Source organism: Flaviaestuariibacter terrae, assembly GCF_054777635.1.
This window is the reverse complement of sequence record NZ_BAAHAL010000008.1, coordinates 1,074,577-1,093,224: the sequence shown is the minus strand read 5'-3', so window position 1 is coordinate 1,093,224 and position 18,648 is coordinate 1,074,577. Positions and strand designations below refer to the sequence as shown.

General features: G+C 60.4%; 19 protein-coding genes and 1 tRNA gene. 11 read left to right on the top strand and 9 right to left on the bottom strand.

The window, feature by feature from the left end; genetic code table 11:
• Positions 1-36: 36 nt before the first annotated feature.
• Together ACYU7Z_RS12800 and ACYU7Z_RS12795 are read right to left on the bottom strand one after the other, a co-directional pair.
• Entirely contained in the window at positions 37-1,398 is a 1,362-nt protein-coding gene (locus tag ACYU7Z_RS12800; protein WP_460571035.1) for a peptidylprolyl isomerase, read from the bottom strand.
• 166 nt (positions 1,399-1,564) lie between these two features.
• Positions 1,565-2,545, bottom strand: coding sequence for an SDR family oxidoreductase (locus tag ACYU7Z_RS12795; RefSeq protein WP_460571033.1), 981 nt, complete (start codon positions 2,543-2,545; stop codon positions 1,565-1,567).
• A gap of 111 nt (positions 2,546-2,656) precedes the next feature.
• Between ACYU7Z_RS12795 and ACYU7Z_RS12790 the strand changes: the two genes are divergently transcribed.
• On the top strand, positions 2,657-3,088 hold the full coding sequence (locus ACYU7Z_RS12790; RefSeq protein ID WP_460571031.1) for a hypothetical protein: 432 nt from the start codon (positions 2,657-2,659) through the stop codon (positions 3,086-3,088).
• A 27-nt stretch (positions 3,089-3,115) separates the two neighbouring features.
• Positions 3,116-4,030 carry an amidohydrolase family protein gene (locus ACYU7Z_RS12785; protein ID WP_460571029.1) on the top strand — a complete coding sequence of 305 codons (915 nt, stop codon included), beginning with the start codon at positions 3,116-3,118 and terminating at the stop codon, positions 4,028-4,030.
• Positions 4,031-4,180: 150 nt separating this feature from the next.
• Here ACYU7Z_RS12785 and infB read toward each other — a convergent pair whose 3' ends face one another.
• The 3 genes from infB to ACYU7Z_RS12770 form a co-directional block, all read right to left on the bottom strand.
• Positions 4,181-7,192, bottom strand: coding sequence for a translation initiation factor IF-2 (gene infB / locus ACYU7Z_RS12780; RefSeq protein WP_460571027.1), 3,012 nt, complete (start codon positions 7,190-7,192; stop codon positions 4,181-4,183).
• Between the two features lie 164 nt (positions 7,193-7,356).
• Complete coding sequence (gene nusA / locus ACYU7Z_RS12775) at positions 7,357-8,604, bottom strand: transcription termination/antitermination protein NusA (RefSeq protein WP_460571025.1); 1,248 nt, start codon at positions 8,602-8,604, stop codon at positions 7,357-7,359.
• A 109-nt stretch (positions 8,605-8,713) separates the two neighbouring features.
• Positions 8,714-9,187, bottom strand: coding sequence for a ribosome maturation factor RimP (locus tag ACYU7Z_RS12770; protein ID WP_460571023.1), 474 nt, complete (start codon positions 9,185-9,187; stop codon positions 8,714-8,716).
• Positions 9,188-9,425: 238 nt separating this feature from the next.
• Here ACYU7Z_RS12770 and ACYU7Z_RS12765 point away from each other — a divergent pair, with 238 nt between their 5' ends.
• Complete coding sequence (locus tag ACYU7Z_RS12765) at positions 9,426-9,671, top strand: hypothetical protein (RefSeq protein WP_460571021.1); 246 nt, start codon at positions 9,426-9,428, stop codon at positions 9,669-9,671.
• 125 nt (positions 9,672-9,796) lie between these two features.
• Positions 9,797-9,873, top strand: a tRNA-Met gene (locus ACYU7Z_RS12760).
• 99 nt (positions 9,874-9,972) lie between these two features.
• Here the strand turns inward: ACYU7Z_RS12760 and ACYU7Z_RS12755 are convergent.
• Positions 9,973-10,359, bottom strand: a complete 387-nt coding sequence (locus ACYU7Z_RS12755) for a PAS domain-containing protein (protein ID WP_460571019.1) — start codon at positions 10,357-10,359, stop codon at positions 9,973-9,975.
• Positions 10,360-10,501: 142 nt separating this feature from the next.
• Here ACYU7Z_RS12755 and ACYU7Z_RS12750 point away from each other — a divergent pair, with 142 nt between their 5' ends.
• Both ACYU7Z_RS12750 and ACYU7Z_RS12745 read left to right on the top strand, forming a co-directional pair.
• Complete coding sequence (locus ACYU7Z_RS12750; protein ID WP_460571018.1) at positions 10,502-10,675, top strand: hypothetical protein; 174 nt, start codon at positions 10,502-10,504, stop codon at positions 10,673-10,675.
• A 48-nt stretch (positions 10,676-10,723) separates the two neighbouring features.
• A complete protein-coding gene (locus ACYU7Z_RS12745; protein WP_460571016.1) occupies positions 10,724-11,161 on the top strand; it encodes a response regulator in 438 nt (145 codons plus the stop codon).
• On the opposite strand, the gene ACYU7Z_RS12740 is transcribed toward ACYU7Z_RS12745, so the two are convergent.
• Positions 11,158-12,318 (bottom strand): sensor histidine kinase, encoded by a 1,161-nt coding sequence (locus tag ACYU7Z_RS12740; protein WP_460571014.1) that lies wholly within the window; start codon positions 12,316-12,318, stop codon positions 11,158-11,160. The two genes, ACYU7Z_RS12745 and ACYU7Z_RS12740, sit on opposite strands and share 4 nt — an antisense overlap.
• Before the next feature lie 284 nt (positions 12,319-12,602).
• Here ACYU7Z_RS12740 and ACYU7Z_RS12735 point away from each other — a divergent pair, with 284 nt between their 5' ends.
• The 4 genes from ACYU7Z_RS12735 to ACYU7Z_RS12720 all read left to right on the top strand — a co-directional run bounded on the left by ACYU7Z_RS12735 (position 12,603) and on the right by ACYU7Z_RS12720 (position 14,989).
• Positions 12,603-13,103, top strand: a complete 501-nt coding sequence (locus tag ACYU7Z_RS12735) for a putative periplasmic lipoprotein (RefSeq protein ID WP_460571012.1) — start codon at positions 12,603-12,605, stop codon at positions 13,101-13,103.
• A gap of 277 nt (positions 13,104-13,380) precedes the next feature.
• A complete protein-coding gene (locus ACYU7Z_RS12730; protein WP_460571010.1) occupies positions 13,381-14,532 on the top strand; it encodes a sensor histidine kinase in 1,152 nt (383 codons plus the stop codon).
• Between the two features lie 14 nt (positions 14,533-14,546).
• A complete protein-coding gene (locus ACYU7Z_RS12725; RefSeq protein ID WP_460571008.1) occupies positions 14,547-14,684 on the top strand; it encodes a hypothetical protein in 138 nt (45 codons plus the stop codon).
• A gap of 11 nt (positions 14,685-14,695) precedes the next feature.
• Positions 14,696-14,989: a hypothetical protein gene (locus ACYU7Z_RS12720; protein ID WP_460571006.1), complete on the top strand. Its 294-nt coding sequence runs from the start codon at positions 14,696-14,698 to the stop codon at positions 14,987-14,989.
• 14 nt (positions 14,990-15,003) lie between these two features.
• Here the strand turns inward: ACYU7Z_RS12720 and ACYU7Z_RS12715 are convergent, their stop codons facing one another.
• Complete coding sequence (locus tag ACYU7Z_RS12715) at positions 15,004-15,714, bottom strand: endonuclease III domain-containing protein (RefSeq protein ID WP_460571004.1); 711 nt, start codon at positions 15,712-15,714, stop codon at positions 15,004-15,006.
• Between the two features lie 243 nt (positions 15,715-15,957).
• On the opposite strand from ACYU7Z_RS12715, the gene ACYU7Z_RS12710 reads away from it, so the two are divergent.
• Positions 15,958-17,205: an MFS transporter gene (locus tag ACYU7Z_RS12710; protein ID WP_460571002.1), complete on the top strand. Its 1,248-nt coding sequence runs from the start codon at positions 15,958-15,960 to the stop codon at positions 17,203-17,205.
• A gap of 3 nt (positions 17,206-17,208) precedes the next feature.
• On the opposite strand, the gene ACYU7Z_RS12705 is transcribed toward ACYU7Z_RS12710, so the two are convergent.
• Positions 17,209-18,630, bottom strand: coding sequence for an MBL fold metallo-hydrolase (locus ACYU7Z_RS12705; RefSeq protein ID WP_460571000.1), 1,422 nt, complete (start codon positions 18,628-18,630; stop codon positions 17,209-17,211).
• Between the last annotated feature and the right edge of the window lie 18 nt (positions 18,631-18,648).

Genomic DNA, 18,648 nt, shown 5'->3' with positions numbered 1-18,648 from the left:
ATGGGCAGCCCCGACAAGGTACGAAGATGCGGATCATTAGCGGACAGCTGTATTGGCACCGACGGTCCAGCGCTGAAGCTGGGTGCAGTGCTGCAGGTCCGGGTCGAGCATGATGTAGTGATCGGCAATGTGGCTGTTGAGCCACTTGTCGAGCGTTTGCATTTTCTTTTCCTCGAGGGCCGACTGGGAAATACGGTTATAGTCGTCCTTGATATTCATACGGTGGGGTTCGGTGCGGGTTTTCAGGAAGATGATCCGTACGCCTTTGTCCTGGCGGTCGTTGGTAAACACCATCGGCTGCGAGTAGTCGCCTACCTGCATCCGCGCCAGCTGCGGCACGAGGTCTTTATCGAGCTCGTCGATCGTCACGTAGTTGCCGTTGCGGCCCTGGATAAAGGGACCCTGGAACTTCGAGGCTTCGTCTTCGCTGTAGCGGCCGGCGGCCGTGGCGAAGTCGATGGTGCCGGCGATGAGGCGGGCACGAACCGAATCGAGCTTGCGGGTGGCAGCAGTGATCTCCTCGTTGGTTACGGGCGCCTTCATGAGGATGTGGCGTACGAGGGCATCATCACCGTTGCGCTGCAGCAGCTGGATCAGGTGAAAGCCAAACTTGGAGCGGACGACGTTGGAGATCTCGCCTTCCTTGAGGCGGAACGCAGCTGCTACGAAGGCAGGATCCCAGCTCTTGTCGGTGCGGTTGATCTGGTACTGACCGCCGCGGTCTTTGGAGCCCGGGTCTTCCGACTTCTGGCGCACGATCTCCTCGAAGGTGATCTGCTTGGCTTCGATCTGGCGCTTGTAGTTATTCAGCTCGCTCATCACGTAGGCTTCGAGGTCTTTCGAAGGCTTCGGGTAGATCACGATCTGGCCGATCTCGAGCTCGCTCTCAAAGAAGGGCAGGCTGTCTTTCGGGATACGGTTGAAATAAGCGTTTACTTCGGTAGGTGTGATGCGCACATTGTCGAGCACCTTGCGCTGCATCTGCTGGGCGAGCTTCGTTTCGCGAACACCGTCGCGGGCATCGTCCTTGATCTGGTAGATCGTTTTGCCGGCGATGCGCTCGAGCTCATCCTGCGAGCCGTACTGGCGGATAAAGTAGCGTACGCGCTGATCCAGCTCCGATTCGATCTCCGATTCGTCCACCTTCAGCGAGTCGCGCTCGGCTGCGAGCACGAGCACCTTCGATACGAGCGCCTGCTCCATTACGGCGCACTCCGCGTTGGGAGGAAGCTCCTGGCCCTGGCGGGCGGCATCGGCGAGGGCGTTCTTAACGTCGGATTCCAGGATGATGCGGTCGCCGACAATGGCAATGACGCGGTCGGCCACCACCTTTTTCGGTTGAGCAAAAGCGGCAGTGCCGAGCGTGGCGGAGAGGAGGAAAAGGAGAGCTTTTTTCATACGAAGTGGCTCAAAAGTAACGGATTGGTGGGGCATTGCCGGGGTGGAGGAAGATTTTAACACTCCGGAAAACTACTGGCGTAATTGCGTGACGGGGTAATGGGGTACGAGAGCTTGGGCCGTGCTGCGCGACCGTGGTTCTCGTTATCCCGGGCCTGCGGGCGAATCAGCGCCTCGAAAGCAGCAGTCCGGCCGCGACAAGGGCCAGCGTGCCCAGGGCAACGGTTTTCGCCCGGGGCTTAGGCAGGCGGGCGGATGCGCGCCAGCCGCCGTCGATGGCATTGCCGTAGGGCACCGGCTCGAGCACGTTGCCGGCCGTGTGCACCGTGGCGTCAGCCCTTTTGAGGTATTGACGGATAAGAGCGCCCGTAATGCGGCCCGTCAGGTGGGGGAAAAGCGTGTAGGCGATGTGCAGGAGGTGCGGTACAACCCCGAAGGCCTGCACGCGGCGCGGGTTGTGGATCGTATCCACGATGGCAGTGGCCACTTCGCGGGGGTCGTAGAGCGGCGGGGCCGGGCGAAGCTCCTTGCCGGTATAATTGGCCGCATGCTGCATCCCCGGCGTATCGAGGAAGCCGGGAAACAGGTCGCATATATGGATCCGCGGGTAGGCACCGAGCTCACCGCGCAGGGCCTCCGAAAAGCCGCGGAGCCCGAACTTGCTCGCGCAATAGGCCGCCATATATGGCGCCGGGAGCCATGCGCCCACGGAAATATTGTTGATCAGGATGCCTTCACCCTGGTGCTTGAAGATGGGGAGCACGGCCTGCGCGCCATGAATATAGCCCAGCAGGTTGGTGCGGATAACGGCCTCGTTCACAGGTGCGGGCACGTCTTCAAGCGCGCCGGCCGCCAGCACCCCGGCATTGTTGATCCATGCGTCGATGCGGCCAAAGGCCCGGCGGGCCGCGTCGGCCAGCGCGCGCTGCTGCTCCGGGTCGCGGGTGTCCGTGGGCACTACGATGCTTTTGCAGCGTCCCTCGGCAAGCTCACGCTGCAACGCTTCGAGCTCGGAGCGGTTGCGCGACGCCAGCACCACCCGCGCGCCCTGCGCGGCCAGGGCCACGGCCGCGGCACGCCCCACACCACTCGACGCGCCCGTGATGACGACTACTTTTCCGGGGAGGTACTTCGGGATGTGCTTCATGACCGCTGGTTTCAAAAAAAGGCGCAAGAATAGCGCCGTATTCACCCCCAAAAAAGTCGCGGCCGCCCCGGTCGCGCTTGCCGCGGAGCGCCTAACTTGGCGCCGAAAGCAATGGAACACATGATGAACACCGTTACGCTGGAAAGGGACATGCTGCTGATGTATATCGATGTCCCGTCCTTTCCGGATGGCATCCCCGCGGCCCAGGCACGGCTCCGCGCGCTCGTGCCCGAGCTGCGCGAGCGCAGCTACTTCGGCATTTCGCGGCCCGAAGCGGCTGTGATCCGCTACCGCGCTGCCGCCGAGGAGCTCGTTGCTGGCGAAGCCGCCAGCCTCGGGCTGCCGACGCTGCTGCTGCGGAGCGGGCTCTACGTGAGCTGTTTCGTGCCCCGCTTCGCCGAGGATATTTCGGTGATCGGCCGCACCTTCCGCGAGCTGCTGCAGCGCCCCGATATCGATCCGGACGGCTACTGCGTGGAATGGTACGGCGCCGACGGGCAGAACGTTTCCTGCATGCTGCGGCTGAAGGATGAATCGTCCTAACTTAGGAGGAACCAACGTCTCCCCGTTATGCGTCTCCTTGTTTCGGCTTCGCTGCTCCTGCTGGCCACCGTGGTAGCCGCGCAGCCCGCCAACCGACCCGTCCGCCGCATCATCGATGTACACCTGCATGCGCGTGGGTGGACCCAGTACGGCACGCCGCCGGCGGCCAACCCGGTAACGGCTGTGGCGCCGCGCTGGAGCAGCGATGCCGAAGTGATGAAGGCGACGCGCGATTCACTCCGGCGCTGGGGCGTCGTGCGGGCCATCGTGTCCGGAACGCCCGCGCGGGCCGCCGCCTTCCGGCAATACGACTCCGCGCTGTTCATCCCCGCGCTCGATTACGGCGATGACGCCAGCAACCCGCTCCCCGATACATCGGCCTTCCGCGACCTGTTTTTGCGCCAGGGCTTCCGGGTGTTTGGTGAGCTGGCGTTGCAATACGATGGTAAGCTTTTAACAGACCCCGAGCTGGAGCCCTACCTCGCGATCTGCGAGCGCGAGGGGATACCGGTGGCGTTGCATACCGGTCTCGGGGCGCCGGGTACGCCTTCCCGCTGCTGTCCCCGCTTTCGCACCCTTTACGGCAACCCGCAGATGATCGAGGAAACACTGGTGCGGCACCCGCGGCTCAAGCTGCAGCTGATGCACGCCGGCTACCCGTTTCTGCAGGAAACAAAAGCAATCCTGTATGTGTACCCGCAGGTCTATGCCGACATCGCGGTCATCAACTGGATGCTCCCGGTAACCGAGTTTCACAAATACTTGAAAGACCTGGTGGATGCGGGTTTCAGCAAACGCCTGATGTACGGCTCCGACCAGATGGGCTGGCCCGATGCCATCGGGCTTTCGATCCGCAACACCGAGGCCGCTTCCTTTCTTACCGCGGAGCAAAAGCAGGACATCTTCTACAACAACGCCGCGCGGTTTTACGGGATCCGCTAAGTAGTATGTTTCGGTTTTCATCAGCCGTGCGCTCATTGCCGGCAACCGCTTCGGGACCGGCGTCCCGCTCGTACAAAACAAAAAAAGGCCCCGTATTTCTACGGAGCCTCACTTCGATATTCGTTATTCGAAATTCGCTATTCGTTATTCTCAGAGCGTACGCTTCACTTCCTCGAGCTCGTATGCTTCCACGATATCGCCGACCTTGATGTCGTTGTAGTTCTTGATCGTCAGACCGCACTCCATGCCGTTGAGCACCTCCTTCACGTCGTCTTTGTAACGCTTGAGGGAGCCCAGTTCGGCGTTGGCGTTCTCGCCCGTCGGGTACACCACGATACCGTCGCGGATGATGCGGATCTTGTTGTCGCGCTTGATGCGACCGTCGAGCACCACGCAACCGGCAACGGTGGCCTTGTCGAACTTGAACACCTCGCGGATCTCCACGTTGGCAACGATCTTCTCCTGGGTTTTCGGTTCGAGCATGCCCTCCATGGCGGAGCGCACTTCGTCGATGGCCTGGTAGATAACCGAGTAGGTCTTGATCTCGATACCGGCGTTCTCGGCGAGGCGCGAGGCCTGCATCGAGGGACGCACGTTGAAGCCGATGATGAGGGCGTCGGACGCTTCGGCGAGTACCACGTCGCTTTCGTTGATCTGGCCCACGCCTTTGTGGATCACGCTCACGAGGATCTCCTCCGTCGACTGCTTCTGCAGCGAGTCGGAAAGGGCTTCCACCGAACCGTCCACGTCGCCTTTGATGATGACCTTGAGTTCCTTGAAGGTACCCAGGGCAAGGCGGCGGCCGATCTCGGCGAGGGTGATGTGCTTCTTGGCGCGCATGCCCTGCTCGCGGAGGATCTGGGCGCGGCGGTTGGCCACTTCCTTGGCTTCGGCTTCGTCTTCGTATACCTTGAATTTCTCACCGGCCTGGGGAGCACCGTTGAGACCGAGGATCACAGCGGGCACCGAAGGACCGGCGTCGCCGAGTTTCTTGTTGCGTTCGTTAAACATCGCCTTCACGCGGCCGAAATGCTGGCCGGATACCACGATGTCGCCGGGCTCGAGCGTACCGTTCAGCACGAGTACCGTCGTTACATAGCCGCGGCCCTTGTCGAGCGAGGCTTCGATAACGGTACCGGTGGCTTCGCGGTCCGGGTTGGCCTTGAGGTCGAGGAGCTCGGCTTCGAGGAGGATCTTCTCGAGGAGGAGGTCTACGTTGATACCCTTCTTCGCCGAGAGCTCCTGGCTCTGGTACTTACCACCCCAGCTTTCAACCAGCAGGTTCATTTGCGCAAGCTGCTCGTAGATCTTGGTGGGGTTGGCGCCGTCCTTATCGATCTTGTTGATCGCAAAGATCATCGGTACGCCGGCGGCCTGCGCGTGGCTGATGGCCTCGCGGGTCTGGGGCATGATGGCGTCATCGGCGGCGATCACGATGACGGCGATATCGGTCACCTTCGCACCGCGGGCACGCATGGCGGTAAACGCTTCGTGACCCGGGGTATCGAGGAAGGTAATGTCTTTGCCATTGGGGAGGTGCACCTGGTAGGCACCGATGTGCTGGGTGATACCACCCGCCTCACCGGCTACTACGGTTGCATTCCGGATATAGTCAAGGAGCGAGGTCTTACCGTGGTCGACGTGACCCATGATGGTCACGATCGGGGAGCGCGGCTTCAGCTCGTCTTCGGAATCTGCTTCGTCCTCCTCGTCCATTTCGAGTTGCTTCTCCATGTCGATGAACTCGACGTCGTAGCCGAATTCGGAGGCAACGAGCTCGATCACCTCGGCGTCGAGGCGCTGGTTGATGGACACCATGATGCCGAGACCCATACACTTCGAGATCACCTCGGCAAAGGAAACGTCCATCAGGTTGGCGAGCTCGCTCACGGAGATGAACTCCGTAACCTGCAGCTTCGTATCCATGCCTTCGCCCATATCGGCGCCTTCGTTGCGGCGGTCGCGGCGCTTGATCTTGCCGCGCTTGCCACCACCTCCGGAGAGCTTGGCCTGCGTTTCCTGGATCTTCCGCTGGATCTCCTTCTCGTCGATCTGGCGGTTGTCGTCGCGGCGTCCGCCGGGACCACGCTGGCCACCACGGGGACCGGGCTGGTTGCCGGTGCGGCCGCGGCTTCCCTCACCGGGACGCTGTACGGTAAAGCGGCCGCCACCCGACCCCTGGGCTCCGCTCACGCCGCCACCGGGGCGGGTTTCGGGGGCCTTCTTGATCGGAATGCGGTTGCGCTTGCGCTTCTCGTCGGGCTTGGGGCGGGTATCACTGTCTACCGGCAGCTCGATCTTACCAAGGATCTTGGGTCCTTCGAGCTTTTCGGCGCGTATGTTTTCAATAACGGGCTCAGCGGCCTTCTCTGCTTCGGCGGGCGCAGCGGGTGTGGCTGCTGCGGGCTTCGGCTCGGGCTTGGGGGCTTCGGCTACCGGTGCCGCGACGGGCTCGGGCTTCGGCGCTTCCACGGGTGCCGGTGCGGCTTCCGCCTTGGGCGCTTCCGGAGCGGGGGCGGGCTCTTCTTTCTTCACGCTCTTCTTGGGGCGCGTCGAAGAGTCGATCGCCGACAGGTCGACGGTGCCGAGGATCTTCGGGCCTTCCACGGTGGGGGCCTCGATCTTCACGGGAACTTCGGGTGCGGGTGCCGGGGCTTCGGGAGCGGCCGGGGCGGGTGCCTCGGGCGCAGCTTCCTGTACGGGCGCCGGAACCTCGGGGGCGGCTACGGGCTCCGCTTTCGGAGCGGGTGCCTCGGGAGCCGGTGCGGGCGCGGGGGCTTCTGCCACAGGAGCGGGCTCGGCCTTCGGAGCCTCGGGGGCCGGCGCGGGCGCAGCGGGCCATTCAGCGGCCGGGGCCGCCTTGGGCGTTGTCGCCTTGCGCTCTTCGCGCTGGCGCGCAAGCACGTCTTCCTCTTCCTTGCGCTTGCGGGCTTCCGCAATGGCGCCTTTCGGGAGGTCGATCTGCTCGGCCTTGTGCTTCGCCACCTTGTCGCTGTTGAACTCCTGCTGCAAGGCGCGGTACATGTCTTCGGTCAGTTTGGCCGTAGGTTTCAGGTCGTCGCGGTTGAAACCTTTTGCCGCCAGGAACTCCACCAGTGTTTCCTTACCGATGTTGAACTCCTTGGCCGCAGCCATTAACCTGGGTGTTTGAATTTCTGCCATTAATATTTTTTATACCAATTGTCTACCTAGCTAACACGCCTCGCGGCATGTGTGGGTCGCCTTCGCCAGCTCCGGCTTCCCGCGGCTCTCTTTAACAATACGCAGTATCATTAAAGGTAACCTTTTGGCTCCGGGAAGCGTTGCCGATTCCCGTCCCGTCAATACTACCCGCGATCGAACTCGGCCTGCAGGATCTTGCGCAGGTCGTGGATCGTTTCTTTCTCCAGGTCGGTGCGGCGCTCCAGCTCCTCGGTGCTCAGGTCGAGCACGGAGCGGGCGGTGTCGCAGCCAACACGCTTCAGCTCGTCGATGATCCAGGATTCGATCTCGTCGCTGAACTCGTCGAGGTCGATGTCGAAATCTTCCACCTCGCCTTCGTTGTCGCGGTATACGTCGATGTCAAAACCGGTGAGCTCGCAGGCGAGCTTGATGTTGACGCCGCGGCGGCCGATGGCCAGCGACACCTGGTCGGGCTTCAGGTATACGGAAGCGCGCTTGCCTTCCTGGTCGATCTCCATGGAGGTGATCTTGGCCGGGGTCAGCGAGCGCTGGATGAGCAGCTGGATGTTGGCCGTCCAGTTGATCACGTCGATATTCTCGTTTTTGAGCTCACGCACGATGCCGTGGATCCGCGAGCCTTTCATACCCACGCAGGCACCCACAGGGTCGATGCGGTCGTCGTAGGATTCCACCGCTACCTTGGCGCGCTCGCCCGGGTCGCGTACGATCTTCTTGATCACGATGAGGCCGTCGAAAATTTCCGGTACTTCAATTTCCAAAAGCTTTGCCAGAAACTCCGGCGCGGTGCGGCTCAGGATGATGACCGGGTTGTTGTTCTTCATGTCCACTTTCTTCACAACGGAGCGGATGGACTCGCCCTTCTTGAAGTAGTCCTGCGGGATCTGCTCGCTCTTGGGGAGGATCAGCTCGTTGCCCTCTTCGTCGAGGAGCAGCACTTCTTTTTTCCAAACCTGGTATACTTCGGCGGATATGATCTCGCCGATGCGGTCGCCGTATTTCTTGGCGAGGATGTTCTTTTTGAGATCAGCGATACGGGAGGCCAGCGTTTGCTTGGCGGCCAAGATCGCGCGGCGGCCGAAGTCTTCGAGGTTTACTTCCTCGTACAGCTCCTCACCTACCTGGTAGTCGGGCTCGATCTTGATGGCGTCGGAGTATTCGATCTCCTCGAGGGTATTGTAAATATCTCCGTCGTCCACGATGGTGCGGCGGCGGAAGATCTCGAGGTCACCTTTTTCCGCGTTCACGATCACGTCGAAGGTTTCGTCGGAGCCGTATTTCTTGCGCAGCAGCGTGCGAAACACGTCTTCCACAACCCGCATGAGGGTGGGGCGGTCAATATTTTCGGCCTCCTTGAATTCCTGGAAGGCTTCGATCAGGTTGATACTTGCCATACGATCTGGTTTAATAACTATTGAATAACAACTATTGAATAATGTATAACGAAGGGCCACTGCAGCCACATTATTCAATATTCAATACGCAATAGTCAATATTCAATTTTTAGAACTTTACTTGAACTTTAGTGGTTTTAATATCGCTAAACAGGATCGTATCCTGCTTCACTTCTTTTTTCTTGCCTTTACCGGTTTCCGTTTCGAGCACGATGCCGTCTTCTGTAGCGGCGAGGAGCTTTCCTTCCTTTGCCGGAACGGCTGCATCGTTGAAGGTCACTTCCACGTAGCGGCCGATGTTCTTGCTGTACTGGCGGTGCAGCTTCAGGGGCTCGTCCACGCCGGGCGAGGACACCTCCAGCGAAAAATCGCCGTCGGGAAACAGCGTGCTTTCCTCAAGCGCTTTGTACAGCTTGCGGTTGTAGCTTACCAGCGCCGACAGGGGCAGGCCCTCGTCGCCGTCGATAAACACCTTTACGTTGTTGGTAGGCTTAATGCGCACCTCTACGACGAAGTGTTTGGGGTCGGTAAGCAGGCTTTGCAGCTTTTCCGTAATGGTTACGATCAGGTTCTCGGTTGTCATAGCTAAAAAGAAGAAGGGAACGGCCTCGTTCCCTTCTTGCGTCAAATCCGGAACAAAAGTACGGAAAACGGGGCGTTCGCCCAAAAAAACAGTCCGGAGTTCAGGGGCAGGCATTCCAAGCGGGGGAAGGCGGGGCTATTCCCGCTGCTTTTCGTCGCCGGACGGGTTATTTTTTTAACGAAATCTCCCCTCCGGATTACCGGCGGCCGATTCCCGATTCCGGTACCTTTGGGCCATCATGTTCCTGACCTTTCTTTTCTGGCTCATCGTCGCCTACTTTGCCTTCCGCTTCCTCTTCGGATTCCTGATCCCCATGATCCGCACCACGCGGCAGGTGCGCCGCAGCTTCCGCACGATGAACGAGCGGATGAATGAGCGCTTCGGCACGCAGCCCGGCGAAAATGCGGGCGCCCAGAAAGTACCGCCTTCCGGCCCGGCGCCGCGAAAGGACGATTATATCGACTTCGAGGAAATCAAGGAGTAAACGCCCAATTCATTAAGTTTGCAGCCCGGGAAAAATGCAGGATCTCGGATCTCGGATCTCGGATCAAAGCGATCTCGGATCTCGGATCAAAGCGATCAGACATCCTGCATCAAACATTTCCCAGCGGATCCTTAGCTCAGCTGGTTAGAGCGGCTGACTCATAATCAGCGGGTCGGGGGTTCAAGTCCCTCAGGATCCACCAGCAGAACGCCCTGGCGATACTCTAGCCAGGGCGTTTCTTTGTACTTCTATTTCTTCTTTTGAGCGTGCGCGCCGCGGCAGGTCCGATAGCTTGTTACAATCAGCCGATCTCATTCTCGCCCAGCTCGCGCGTCAGCTTCGTAAAGCCCACCACGTTGCCTTCGTCGTCGTGCAGCGCGGTGATGAGGATGCTCCCCCAAAACGTGGTTCCGTTCTTTCGCACCCGGCGGCCAATGTGCTTGGCGCGTCCTTCCTTGACGGCCTGCGCAAGCAGGCGCTCCGGCAGCTGCTCCTCTCGGTGCTGCGGCAGGTAGAACAGGCGAAAGTTTTGTCCGATGATCTCCTCCGCCTTGTACCCTTTGATCTGCTCCGCGCCTTTGTTCCAGGATAGTATCGTTCCATCGATGTCCATCAGGATGATCGCATAGTCCTGGATCTCCTCGATCATCTTATTATGTAGTGTCTCAAGTAGCTTCTTCTTGTCCATGGCTGTCTGTCTCCGGGCCTCAACGCTTCTGTCTGTTGAGCGCCAATCGTGCAAAGTTACCCCAAGGTCAAACAAGCTGTATACAACTCATGCAGGGAAGCGGCGCGCTTATTGTTTCTATAGGGCATGAATAGCTCTTTTTATGGATCATAAATCCCTCTTTCAGTTCCCGGGCCTCGCCGCCGTGGCTGCTTTTGCCGCCCGCCTCTCGCTCGGATTTCTCATCGACACGAATCATTGTACACTGAAAGCACGTCTTTCCAAAGAGCAGATAGAGCTGGCCATCAACCAGTTTCAGGGCAAGATGCTCGCCTGATCAAACCCGGCAGTAGCGCGCCCGCCGCTGCTATTCCCCCAGCACCTTATGAACACTCAAGGACCTGTAATTATCATCGAAGACGACCAGGACGACCAGGAAATATTCAGCCTCGTTTTCACCGACCTGGGCTACCCCAACGAAGTCTGCTTTTTCACCGACGGACAGGCGGCGCTCGAGTACCTGAACCGAACGGACATTACCCCCTTCCTGATACTTTCGGATATAAATATGCCCAAACTGGATGGTTTCGAGCTCCGGGAAAAAGTAAAAATGGATGCGAAGCTGCAGATAAAATGCATCCCCTATCTTTTTTTCACGACGTCCGCCTCGCAGCAGTCGGTTATCGACGCCTACAGCATGTCGGTACAGGGATTCTTTGTGAAGGACAATTCGATCAGCGAGCTGAAGGACACCATCAACATCATCATGCAATACTGGAAGAAGTGCTCCTCGCCGAATAATTTCGGCCCGGGCAGCAGCTAGCGCGGGGCGCCCACCGCCATGGGGAGATACACGGTAAAGGTTGCTCCTTCGTTTACGGCCCCTTCGGCCACAACGACGCCGCGGTGCGCCTCCACGACCTTTTTTACAATAGCAAGCCCGATGCCCGTGCCGTCGTAGTCTTCACGGCCATGCAGCCGCTGGAACACCTCGAAGATCCGGTCTTTGAATTCGGGTGCGAAGCCGATGCCGTTGTCGGAAATGGAAAGAACGCTGCAAACCGGGCAAGCCGACAGCTTGCCACCCGGAACCTCGATGCCGGGCATCGTTCCGGCCGTGATGCGGATGTGGGGCGTACGGCCCGGCGCGGTAAATTTCAATGCATTTCCCAACAGCTGGCGGAGCAGGAGCCGGAACTGGACTACATCCACCAGCACTTCACCCAACGCACCGGTTTCCAGCAAAACCTCCTTCTCCCGGATTGTCGCCACGAAGCTTCCCCTGACTTCCGCAACGAGCGGCGCCAGCGCTATGGCCTCCAGCCGGTGCTCGGCCGTATTGACCCGCGAATAAACATACAGGTCCTGGATCATCTGCCGCATCAGGTGGGCCGCTCCCAGGACCTGGTCGAAGCGGTGCTGCTCCTTTTCGTCGAAGAGCCGCTTGCTGGTTTCGCTCAGCTGGTCGAGCCGGACCAGCATCTTGCGCAGGGGCTCTTGCAGGTCGTGGCTGGATACGAAGGCAAAGGCCTCAAGCTCTTTTATCGCATCGAGCAGTTCGGCCGCGCGCTTTTCCTTTTCGACATTCTGGTAAGCTAATTCGATGTTGGCGATATGCAGCTCCGCTGCGCGTCGTTCCTTCTCGTGATTCTGGTACGCTAGTTCCTCGTTGGCGATCGCGAGCTCCGAGGCGCGACGCTCCTTTTCGTGGTTCTGGTAAGCGAGTTCCTCGTTGGCAACGGCCAGCTCGGAGGCGCGCCGCTCCTTTATATTGTTCTGACGCAATAGCTCGCGGTTGGCCTGGGCCAGCTCGCGGCCGCGCCGTTCGTTCTGCTCCAGCTGAAAGGCCAGCTCGAGGCGCGTGAGCGCGAGTTCCGCCAGCAGCTTCTGGCGTTCCTTATTGAGAAAGGCCACATCGTAGGACGTTTCTACGGCTGCGCCGCTTTTTTCGTCCTGCGCTATGGAGAGAGGAGTGTTCATGTAATCAGGTAAGGGTGATCGGCACCTGGCCGCCGCTCAAGGTACCCTTATTGCGCGAGTACCGGTATTATAATCGGCACATTGGGCAACCGAATGCTCAGCAGTTGCCGGAGCAGGCGATGTATGAGCATTGGGGGCGAAACAAGAAGAGTGGGGCTGGGCCGGTCGATGCTCCCCTATTTACCGGCATTCGGAAGCGTTCCGCTTTTGCGGCACGGTATTCACACCTGTACTGTTTCCGACCACTACCCTCCCAGTTCATCTCTCCTAAACGTCCTCACATTTTGAAAAAGATCTTCCCGGCACTTTGTGCCCTCATGACCCTCGCCGCCTGTAACTCGAATCCTACTGCCAAGACCGGCACAACCGACACCACGGGATTGGCAGCTTATCAACAGCAGGGTCTGCAAAACATCGCCCTCCGCGCCGAGCTCGACTCGACCGAGAAGGCCAAGTCGGCGGTGCCGGCCGCACAGCAGGTGCGCTACGTAACACAGCACCGCACATCCAGCACTTCTTCCTCGTCGCGAGGCGGCGCTACGGGCACAACGAGCTCCTCGGGCTCCACGGGCTCCAACAGCGGCACTGCTGCTGCACCTGCAAAGAAGAAAGGCATCAGCAAAACAGCTAAGGGCGCCATTATCGGCGGCGTAGCCGGAGCTGCCGGTGGCGCGCTGATCAATAAGAAAAACCGCGGTGTCGGTGCGGTCGTTGGCGGCCTGATCGGCGCCGGTGCGGGTGCCGTTATCGGCAGCACGCAGGACCGTAAGGACGGACGCCAGTAATCCAGCTCGCGCACGCCAGAGAAAGCCCGGACCCAGCAAGTCCGGGCTTTTGCTTTACCCGTACAGCTGCGGGAAGCCCGGCCGCTTTGACATAGTCCCGGTTGCCGCCCTTATAAAAAACTAAGTGAAAACCTTCATAAAAACGTACCTTACAGGTAGTAGCAGCGGGCCCGACAAGCGGCGCCAATCCACCATATTTCCATCGTACTATCGCTCTGGTGTAGCCGACTGCTAACAGCGAACCTTAACCGCCCTGCAAAGGATAAAATCTAAAACTATGCAAGGGAGAGAATCCAATGAAAAAACCAACCTGCTGGCTGATACTGCGGGGGCCGAAGAGCGGCTTCAATGGCAACAAAAACTGGAGCAACTAAGCTCCGAGCTGGCACAGGCGCAGCGAGAGCTGGCCGATCATTACCACAACGAAGAACGCTGCGCAGCGGAACTGCTGCGCGCCAACGAGCACGTGGCCCTGGAAAACGCGGAGAAGGAAGCGCGTAACCGTGAACTGGAGGCCGCCTACGCGGCGCTTGAATTCCAGAACCGGCAAAGCGAACAACGGGCATCCGAGCTCGCGCGCGCCAACAGGGAACTGGCGCTTCAGAATTCCGAAAAAGAGCGCCGCTCGCTGGAGTTGAACCAGGCGATGGCCGAACTCGACGCCTTCGCATATGTGTCGAGCCACGACCTCCAGGAACCGCTGCGCAAGATCCAGATCTGGGTCGACCAGCTCGGGATGGACAAGGAGCAGCACTTCAACGAAAAGGGACGCTACCTGCTCGGGCGGATCGTGAGTGCCGCGCAGCGGATGCGGCAGTTGATCCGGGACCTGTACGAATTTTCGCGGATCAATGCCGTGGAGCGCCGCTTCGAGACCGCCGACCTGCGCCAGCTGGCCGAAGACGTCTGCGCGGAACTCCACGACCTCATCACCGAGAAAGGCGCGCGCCTCGAGATCCAGGTCTCCTGCTCGGCCGACATGGTCGTAGCGCAGTTTCGCCAGCTGCTCCGCAACCTGCTCCACAATGCCCTCAAGTTCGCCGATCCCGGCCGCGCGCCCGAGATCAGGATCTCGGCAGATGCCTGCCCCGGAAGCAGCATCGGGCACCCCCTGGCCGAGCCCGAAACCGAATACTGCCACCTGTGCGTCCAGGACAACGGGATCGGCTTCGATCCACACTATGGCGAGCGGATCTTCAAGGTGTTCCAACGGCTGCACAGCGTGGAAGAATTTCCCGGTACCGGTATCGGTCTTGCGATTGTTAAAAAAGTAGCCGAAAGCCACAACGGGATTGTGCTGGCGCGCAGCGACCCGGGCAGGGGATCGGCTTTTACCGTGTATTTCCCGCGTATTCATGTGCCGGTGCGCAAAATGGTGCACTCCCGGAGGCATTTTAATGAAACGTGGCACGGATTTCCGACCTTATAAGGAAACGAATTTGTATGATCCGTACCCAATCTTTCACACAGGAACAACCGCAGAGCGACGGCGGCTTCCGCATGGCCCCGGCCGTTATTTCCGGGATCCTCGTATTGCTTTTCTTTGTCTCGATCATCTATGTGCTCGTCAGCAGCTTCTGACGGCCTCCCCCATGCATCCCGAAATCACCGATATACGCCGGCAAGTGCCGGAAACCTACTCGGAAGCGAACCTTGAAGTGCTGGAAGGCCTCGTAACACGCTACCGCGATTTCCTCGCACAACTGGCGGACACCGAGTTCAACGCAGAATACTATACCGATCGCCTGGCCGCCATAGAAGCGGCGCTGCACGAAGCCCGCTACGGCAACAACGAGCGGCAGCGGGCACGCGGCTATCAACATGCCGCAGCGAGCCTGCTTGAGGACACGGAGGAATTTTCCGAGAAGTACTCCTCGCCAGAATAACAACCGTTTTTTTATTACGATGCTTTGCGCAACAGGCGCGCCTGCCCCGTCGGGCACAACTGCAGCAGCACGCAATGCGCACAATCGGGCTCGCGCCAGTGGCATACCTTCTGCCCGTGCCGCATCAGGAGCTGGTGATGATCGTACACGTCCTGCGCGGTAAAATCAGCCGGCAGCAATTCTTCGAGCACCTTGTGGGCTTTTGCTTCTCCCAGCTTTTCTTCGATGATACCGAGGCGCACCGCCACGCGAAAATGGTGCGAGTCGACGGGGAGTGCCTTCCCGCGGAGCGAGCTGAAGGAGATCACCGCGGCACTGGTCTTTGGCCCCACGCCCGGAAGATCTTCGAGCCAACGGCGTGCCTCGCCCACGTCCATCCCTTCCAGGAAATCGAGCGACAGCGATTCGAGGCGCTCACTGAGTATCCGCAGCACCTGCTGGATGCGTGGCGCCTTCTGCTCGGGCCAGGTGCAGGCGCTGATGGCGGCTTCCACCTGGGCCACGGGGGCATCGCGCACCGCTTCCCAGGATCCGAAGATCCGCTGCAGGTTGCGGAACGCGAGCCCGCTCTGGCTGTTGCGGGTGCGGTGTGAGAGCAGGGCCGATATGAGCTCGCTCAGCGGGTCGAGGTCGTGGAAGTAGCGGATGGCCGATCCGTACACGGCCGCAAGGCGCCGGTGCACCTCCAGCACAAAATGGCGCTTATCTTCCGGTGTTCCAATCATTTGGCCTTTTTCTCCACAGGGCGCGAAGACCGTGCCGTGTGAGCACGGCCCGTATTTCTACGGGGATGGTTACACAAACGGGGCGATGGACGCCCAGTGGAGACGTTTAAGTACGCCGAACGTCGAGGCGGAGGCAGCAGGCAGTAGGAGGATCAGATAACGCATCCCGGCTCTTTCGCAGAAAAATACAACTCATCCCGGTGCGCAACGAAGGGTCGGCGCCGATCAGTAGCTTTGCGCTCCATGCAGTTCCTGCGCTCCATCCTTCGCTCCTACCAGAAGTCATTCTCCGGCCTCAGCCGCGAAACCTGGCTGCTGGCCACGGTGATCCTCATCAACCGCTGTGGCTTCATGGCCGTGCCGTTCATGAGTCTCTACATCACCCAGCACCTCCACCGCCCCGCCACCGATGCGGGCCTCGTCATCACGCTGTTCGGGGTCGGATCGATCGCCGGCGCGGCTGCGGGAGGCGCGCTCACCGACCGCTTCGGCTACCGGCCCGTGCAGGTGGGCGCGCTGATCCTCGGCGGACTGCTCTTTCTTGTATTCGCGACCGTCACGCATTTTGCTACGCTCTGTGTGCTCTCGCTGATCATACCCTTCTTTACCGAAGCCTTCCGGCCGGCCAACTTCGCCGCGACGCATGCCTATGCGAAGCCCGGTACCAACACCCGCTCCTATTCGCTCAACCGGCTGGCCATGAATATCGGCTGGGCCGTGGGATCGGCCACCGGCGGCCTTCTCGCCTCGGTCGACTACCGCCTTCTCTTCGTGGTCGACGGCGGCATTTCCGTACTGGCCGGCATCACGCTGTGGATCCTGCTGCCACCCGTGCGCGCCGCCATCCGCGCCGCCAAAGAGGGGATCAGAAAAACGGCCCGCGTATGGCACGATGCGCTTTTCCTGCGCTTTATGGGCGTTACGACCCTGTTTGCCACCTGCTTTTTCCTGCTGTTCCGCATCGGGCCGGTTTTCTTCAAGGAGCAATGGGGCCTGCGCGAATCCACCATCGGGCTCGTGCTCGGTTTCAATGGCATCGTCATCGCGCTCTTCGAGATGGTGCTGATCAGCCGTATCGAAAAGAAGCGGCCGCCGCTGCAATTTGCCGTGCTGGGCGCGCTTTTCCTGGGTGCATCGTACCTGTTCCTGATGCTGCCCGCGCGCCTGGCGCTCTTTAACGCGCTGTTGTCGATGCTCTTTTTTACCGTTGGCGAGATGTTCGCCCTCCCCTTCATCAATGCCTTTGTCAACAGCCGCTCTTCGGCGGGCAACCGGGGCGAATACGCTGCCGGCTACACGCTTTGCTGGAGCTGCGCACAGGTCGTGGGACCGGCAGGCGGCTTTTTCCTCGCCGAGCATTTCGGCTACAGCTGGCTCTGGGGCGGCCTATGCCTCCTGCTGCTTGGCGCCGCCTGGGGCTATGGTCGCCTGCACCGGCGCCTCGGTGCAGAAGCGGTGGCCGAACGGGTCCTCGCCGAAGGCATGGCCTGATCGTCAGCGCACCGGCGCGTTTTGTCCGGATGCGCTCAACGCCAGGCGCCCACCCGCCTTGAGCGCGGCGAAGCCTCCCCGTATATCTACAACATCGCGGAAGCCGCGGGCCAGGAGCAGCGAGGCGAAGACCATTGAGCGGTAGCCTCCGGCGCAGTAAACAACTACCCGGCGTTCCGGGTCGAGGTTCGCGATCGACGCTTCGATATAATCGAGCGGCGCATGGACGGCGCCACTAACGTGGGCACTGTTGTATTCCCGCTCATTGCGCACATCCGCCAGGTGCAGGTCGGAATGGACGAGGCGGAGGTTGGCAAACGCATCCGCAGAAATACGGTGCACCCTTTCGAGCCCGCCGCCGGCGGCGCTCCAGGCCTCTATACCGCCGGCGAGGTAACCAAGCACGCCGTCGAGGCCTACGCGCGACAGGCGGGTGATGGCTTCAGCTACGCGGTCCGCTTCTGCGATCAGCAGGAGCGGCTGGGTAAGGTTGGGTATCAGCGCTCCTGCCCAGGGTGCAAAGGCGCCATCGATCCCGATGTTCCAGGAGGCGGGTATATGCCCGGCGGCAAAGGCTTCCGGATCGCGCACATCAAGCAGAAGTGCGCCGCGGCGCTGTTGCAGGGCACGAAACGAATCCGGGTCGAGCGGACGCGCGGAGCGCTCGCGCACGGTGTCGATCGGCTCGTAGCCTTGCACATTGCGGAGCACGTTGCCGGGGAAATAGGCGGGTGGCTCCGTCAGCCCGTCGAGCACGGCGGCGATGAAATCGGCTTCCGATAACCGGGGTTGCAGGGCGTAATTCGTAGCCTTCTGGTTCCCGAGCGTATCCCGCAAGTCGCGGCTCAGGTTCTTGCCGCAGGCGGAGCCGGCGCCATGACCCGGGTAGACTACAACATCGTCGGGGAGCGGCAGGATCTTATCGCGCAGCGAATGGTACAGGAGCCCGGCGAGACGCGCGGGTGTCAGGTCGGCGTCGATCTTCTGCGCGAGGTCGGGCCGGCCCACATCGCCGAGAAATAGCGTATCGCCGCTGAAGAGCGCCACCGGCCTCTTCGCGGCATCGCGCAACAGGAAGCAGCAGCTCTCGGGTGTGTGCCCGGGTGTATGGAGCACCTGTATAAATACGGAGCCGAGTTGCAGCTCCTCGCCGTCGGTTGCTATGCGGGCGTCAAACTGCGGCCGCGCGCCGGGTCCGTACAGCACCGTGGCCCCGGTAGCGCGCGCCAGGTCGAGGTGCCCCGACACGAAGTCGGCGTGAAAATGGGTTTCGAGCACATAGCGGATGCGGGCGCCATCGCGGGCGGCGAGCGCGGTGTAGGTTTCGATGTCGCGGAGCGGGTCGATCACGGCGGCCTCGCCGTCGCTTTCGATATAATAGGCGCCCTGGGCCAGGCAGCCGGTGTACAGTTGTTCGATGCGCATATGCGGTATTTGCCTGCA

What these genes read in the sequence shown, in the direction of transcription:
- ACYU7Z_RS12800 (WP_460571035.1), bottom strand. Translation starts at nt 1,398, where the DNA reads ATGAAAAAAGCTCTCCTTTTCCTCCTCTCCGCCACGCTCGGCACTGCC.
- ACYU7Z_RS12795 (WP_460571033.1), bottom strand. Translation starts at nt 2,545, where the DNA reads ATGAAGCACATCCCGAAGTACCTCCCCGGAAAAGTAGTCGTCATCACG.
- ACYU7Z_RS12790 (WP_460571031.1), top strand. Translation starts at nt 2,657, where the DNA reads ATGGAACACATGATGAACACCGTTACGCTGGAAAGGGACATGCTGCTG.
- ACYU7Z_RS12785 (WP_460571029.1), top strand. Translation starts at nt 3,116, where the DNA reads ATGCGTCTCCTTGTTTCGGCTTCGCTGCTCCTGCTGGCCACCGTGGTA.
- infB (WP_460571027.1), bottom strand. Translation starts at nt 7,192, where the DNA reads ATGGCAGAAATTCAAACACCCAGGTTAATGGCTGCGGCCAAGGAGTTC.
- nusA (WP_460571025.1), bottom strand. Translation starts at nt 8,604, where the DNA reads ATGGCAAGTATCAACCTGATCGAAGCCTTCCAGGAATTCAAGGAGGCC.
- ACYU7Z_RS12770 (WP_460571023.1), bottom strand. Translation starts at nt 9,187, where the DNA reads ATGACAACCGAGAACCTGATCGTAACCATTACGGAAAAGCTGCAAAGC.
- ACYU7Z_RS12765 (WP_460571021.1), top strand. Translation starts at nt 9,426, where the DNA reads ATGTTCCTGACCTTTCTTTTCTGGCTCATCGTCGCCTACTTTGCCTTC.
- ACYU7Z_RS12755 (WP_460571019.1), bottom strand. Translation starts at nt 10,359, where the DNA reads ATGGACAAGAAGAAGCTACTTGAGACACTACATAATAAGATGATCGAG.
- ACYU7Z_RS12750 (WP_460571018.1), top strand. Translation starts at nt 10,502, where the DNA reads ATGGATCATAAATCCCTCTTTCAGTTCCCGGGCCTCGCCGCCGTGGCT.
- ACYU7Z_RS12745 (WP_460571016.1), top strand. Translation starts at nt 10,724, where the DNA reads ATGAACACTCAAGGACCTGTAATTATCATCGAAGACGACCAGGACGAC.
- ACYU7Z_RS12740 (WP_460571014.1), bottom strand. Translation starts at nt 12,318, where the DNA reads ATGAACACTCCTCTCTCCATAGCGCAGGACGAAAAAAGCGGCGCAGCC.
- ACYU7Z_RS12730 (WP_460571010.1), top strand. Translation starts at nt 13,381, where the DNA reads ATGCAAGGGAGAGAATCCAATGAAAAAACCAACCTGCTGGCTGATACT.
- ACYU7Z_RS12725 (WP_460571008.1), top strand. Translation starts at nt 14,547, where the DNA reads ATGATCCGTACCCAATCTTTCACACAGGAACAACCGCAGAGCGACGGC.
- ACYU7Z_RS12720 (WP_460571006.1), top strand. Translation starts at nt 14,696, where the DNA reads ATGCATCCCGAAATCACCGATATACGCCGGCAAGTGCCGGAAACCTAC.
- ACYU7Z_RS12715 (WP_460571004.1), bottom strand. Translation starts at nt 15,714, where the DNA reads ATGATTGGAACACCGGAAGATAAGCGCCATTTTGTGCTGGAGGTGCAC.
- ACYU7Z_RS12710 (WP_460571002.1), top strand. Translation starts at nt 15,958, where the DNA reads ATGCAGTTCCTGCGCTCCATCCTTCGCTCCTACCAGAAGTCATTCTCC.
- ACYU7Z_RS12705 (WP_460571000.1), bottom strand. Translation starts at nt 18,630, where the DNA reads ATGCGCATCGAACAACTGTACACCGGCTGCCTGGCCCAGGGCGCCTAT.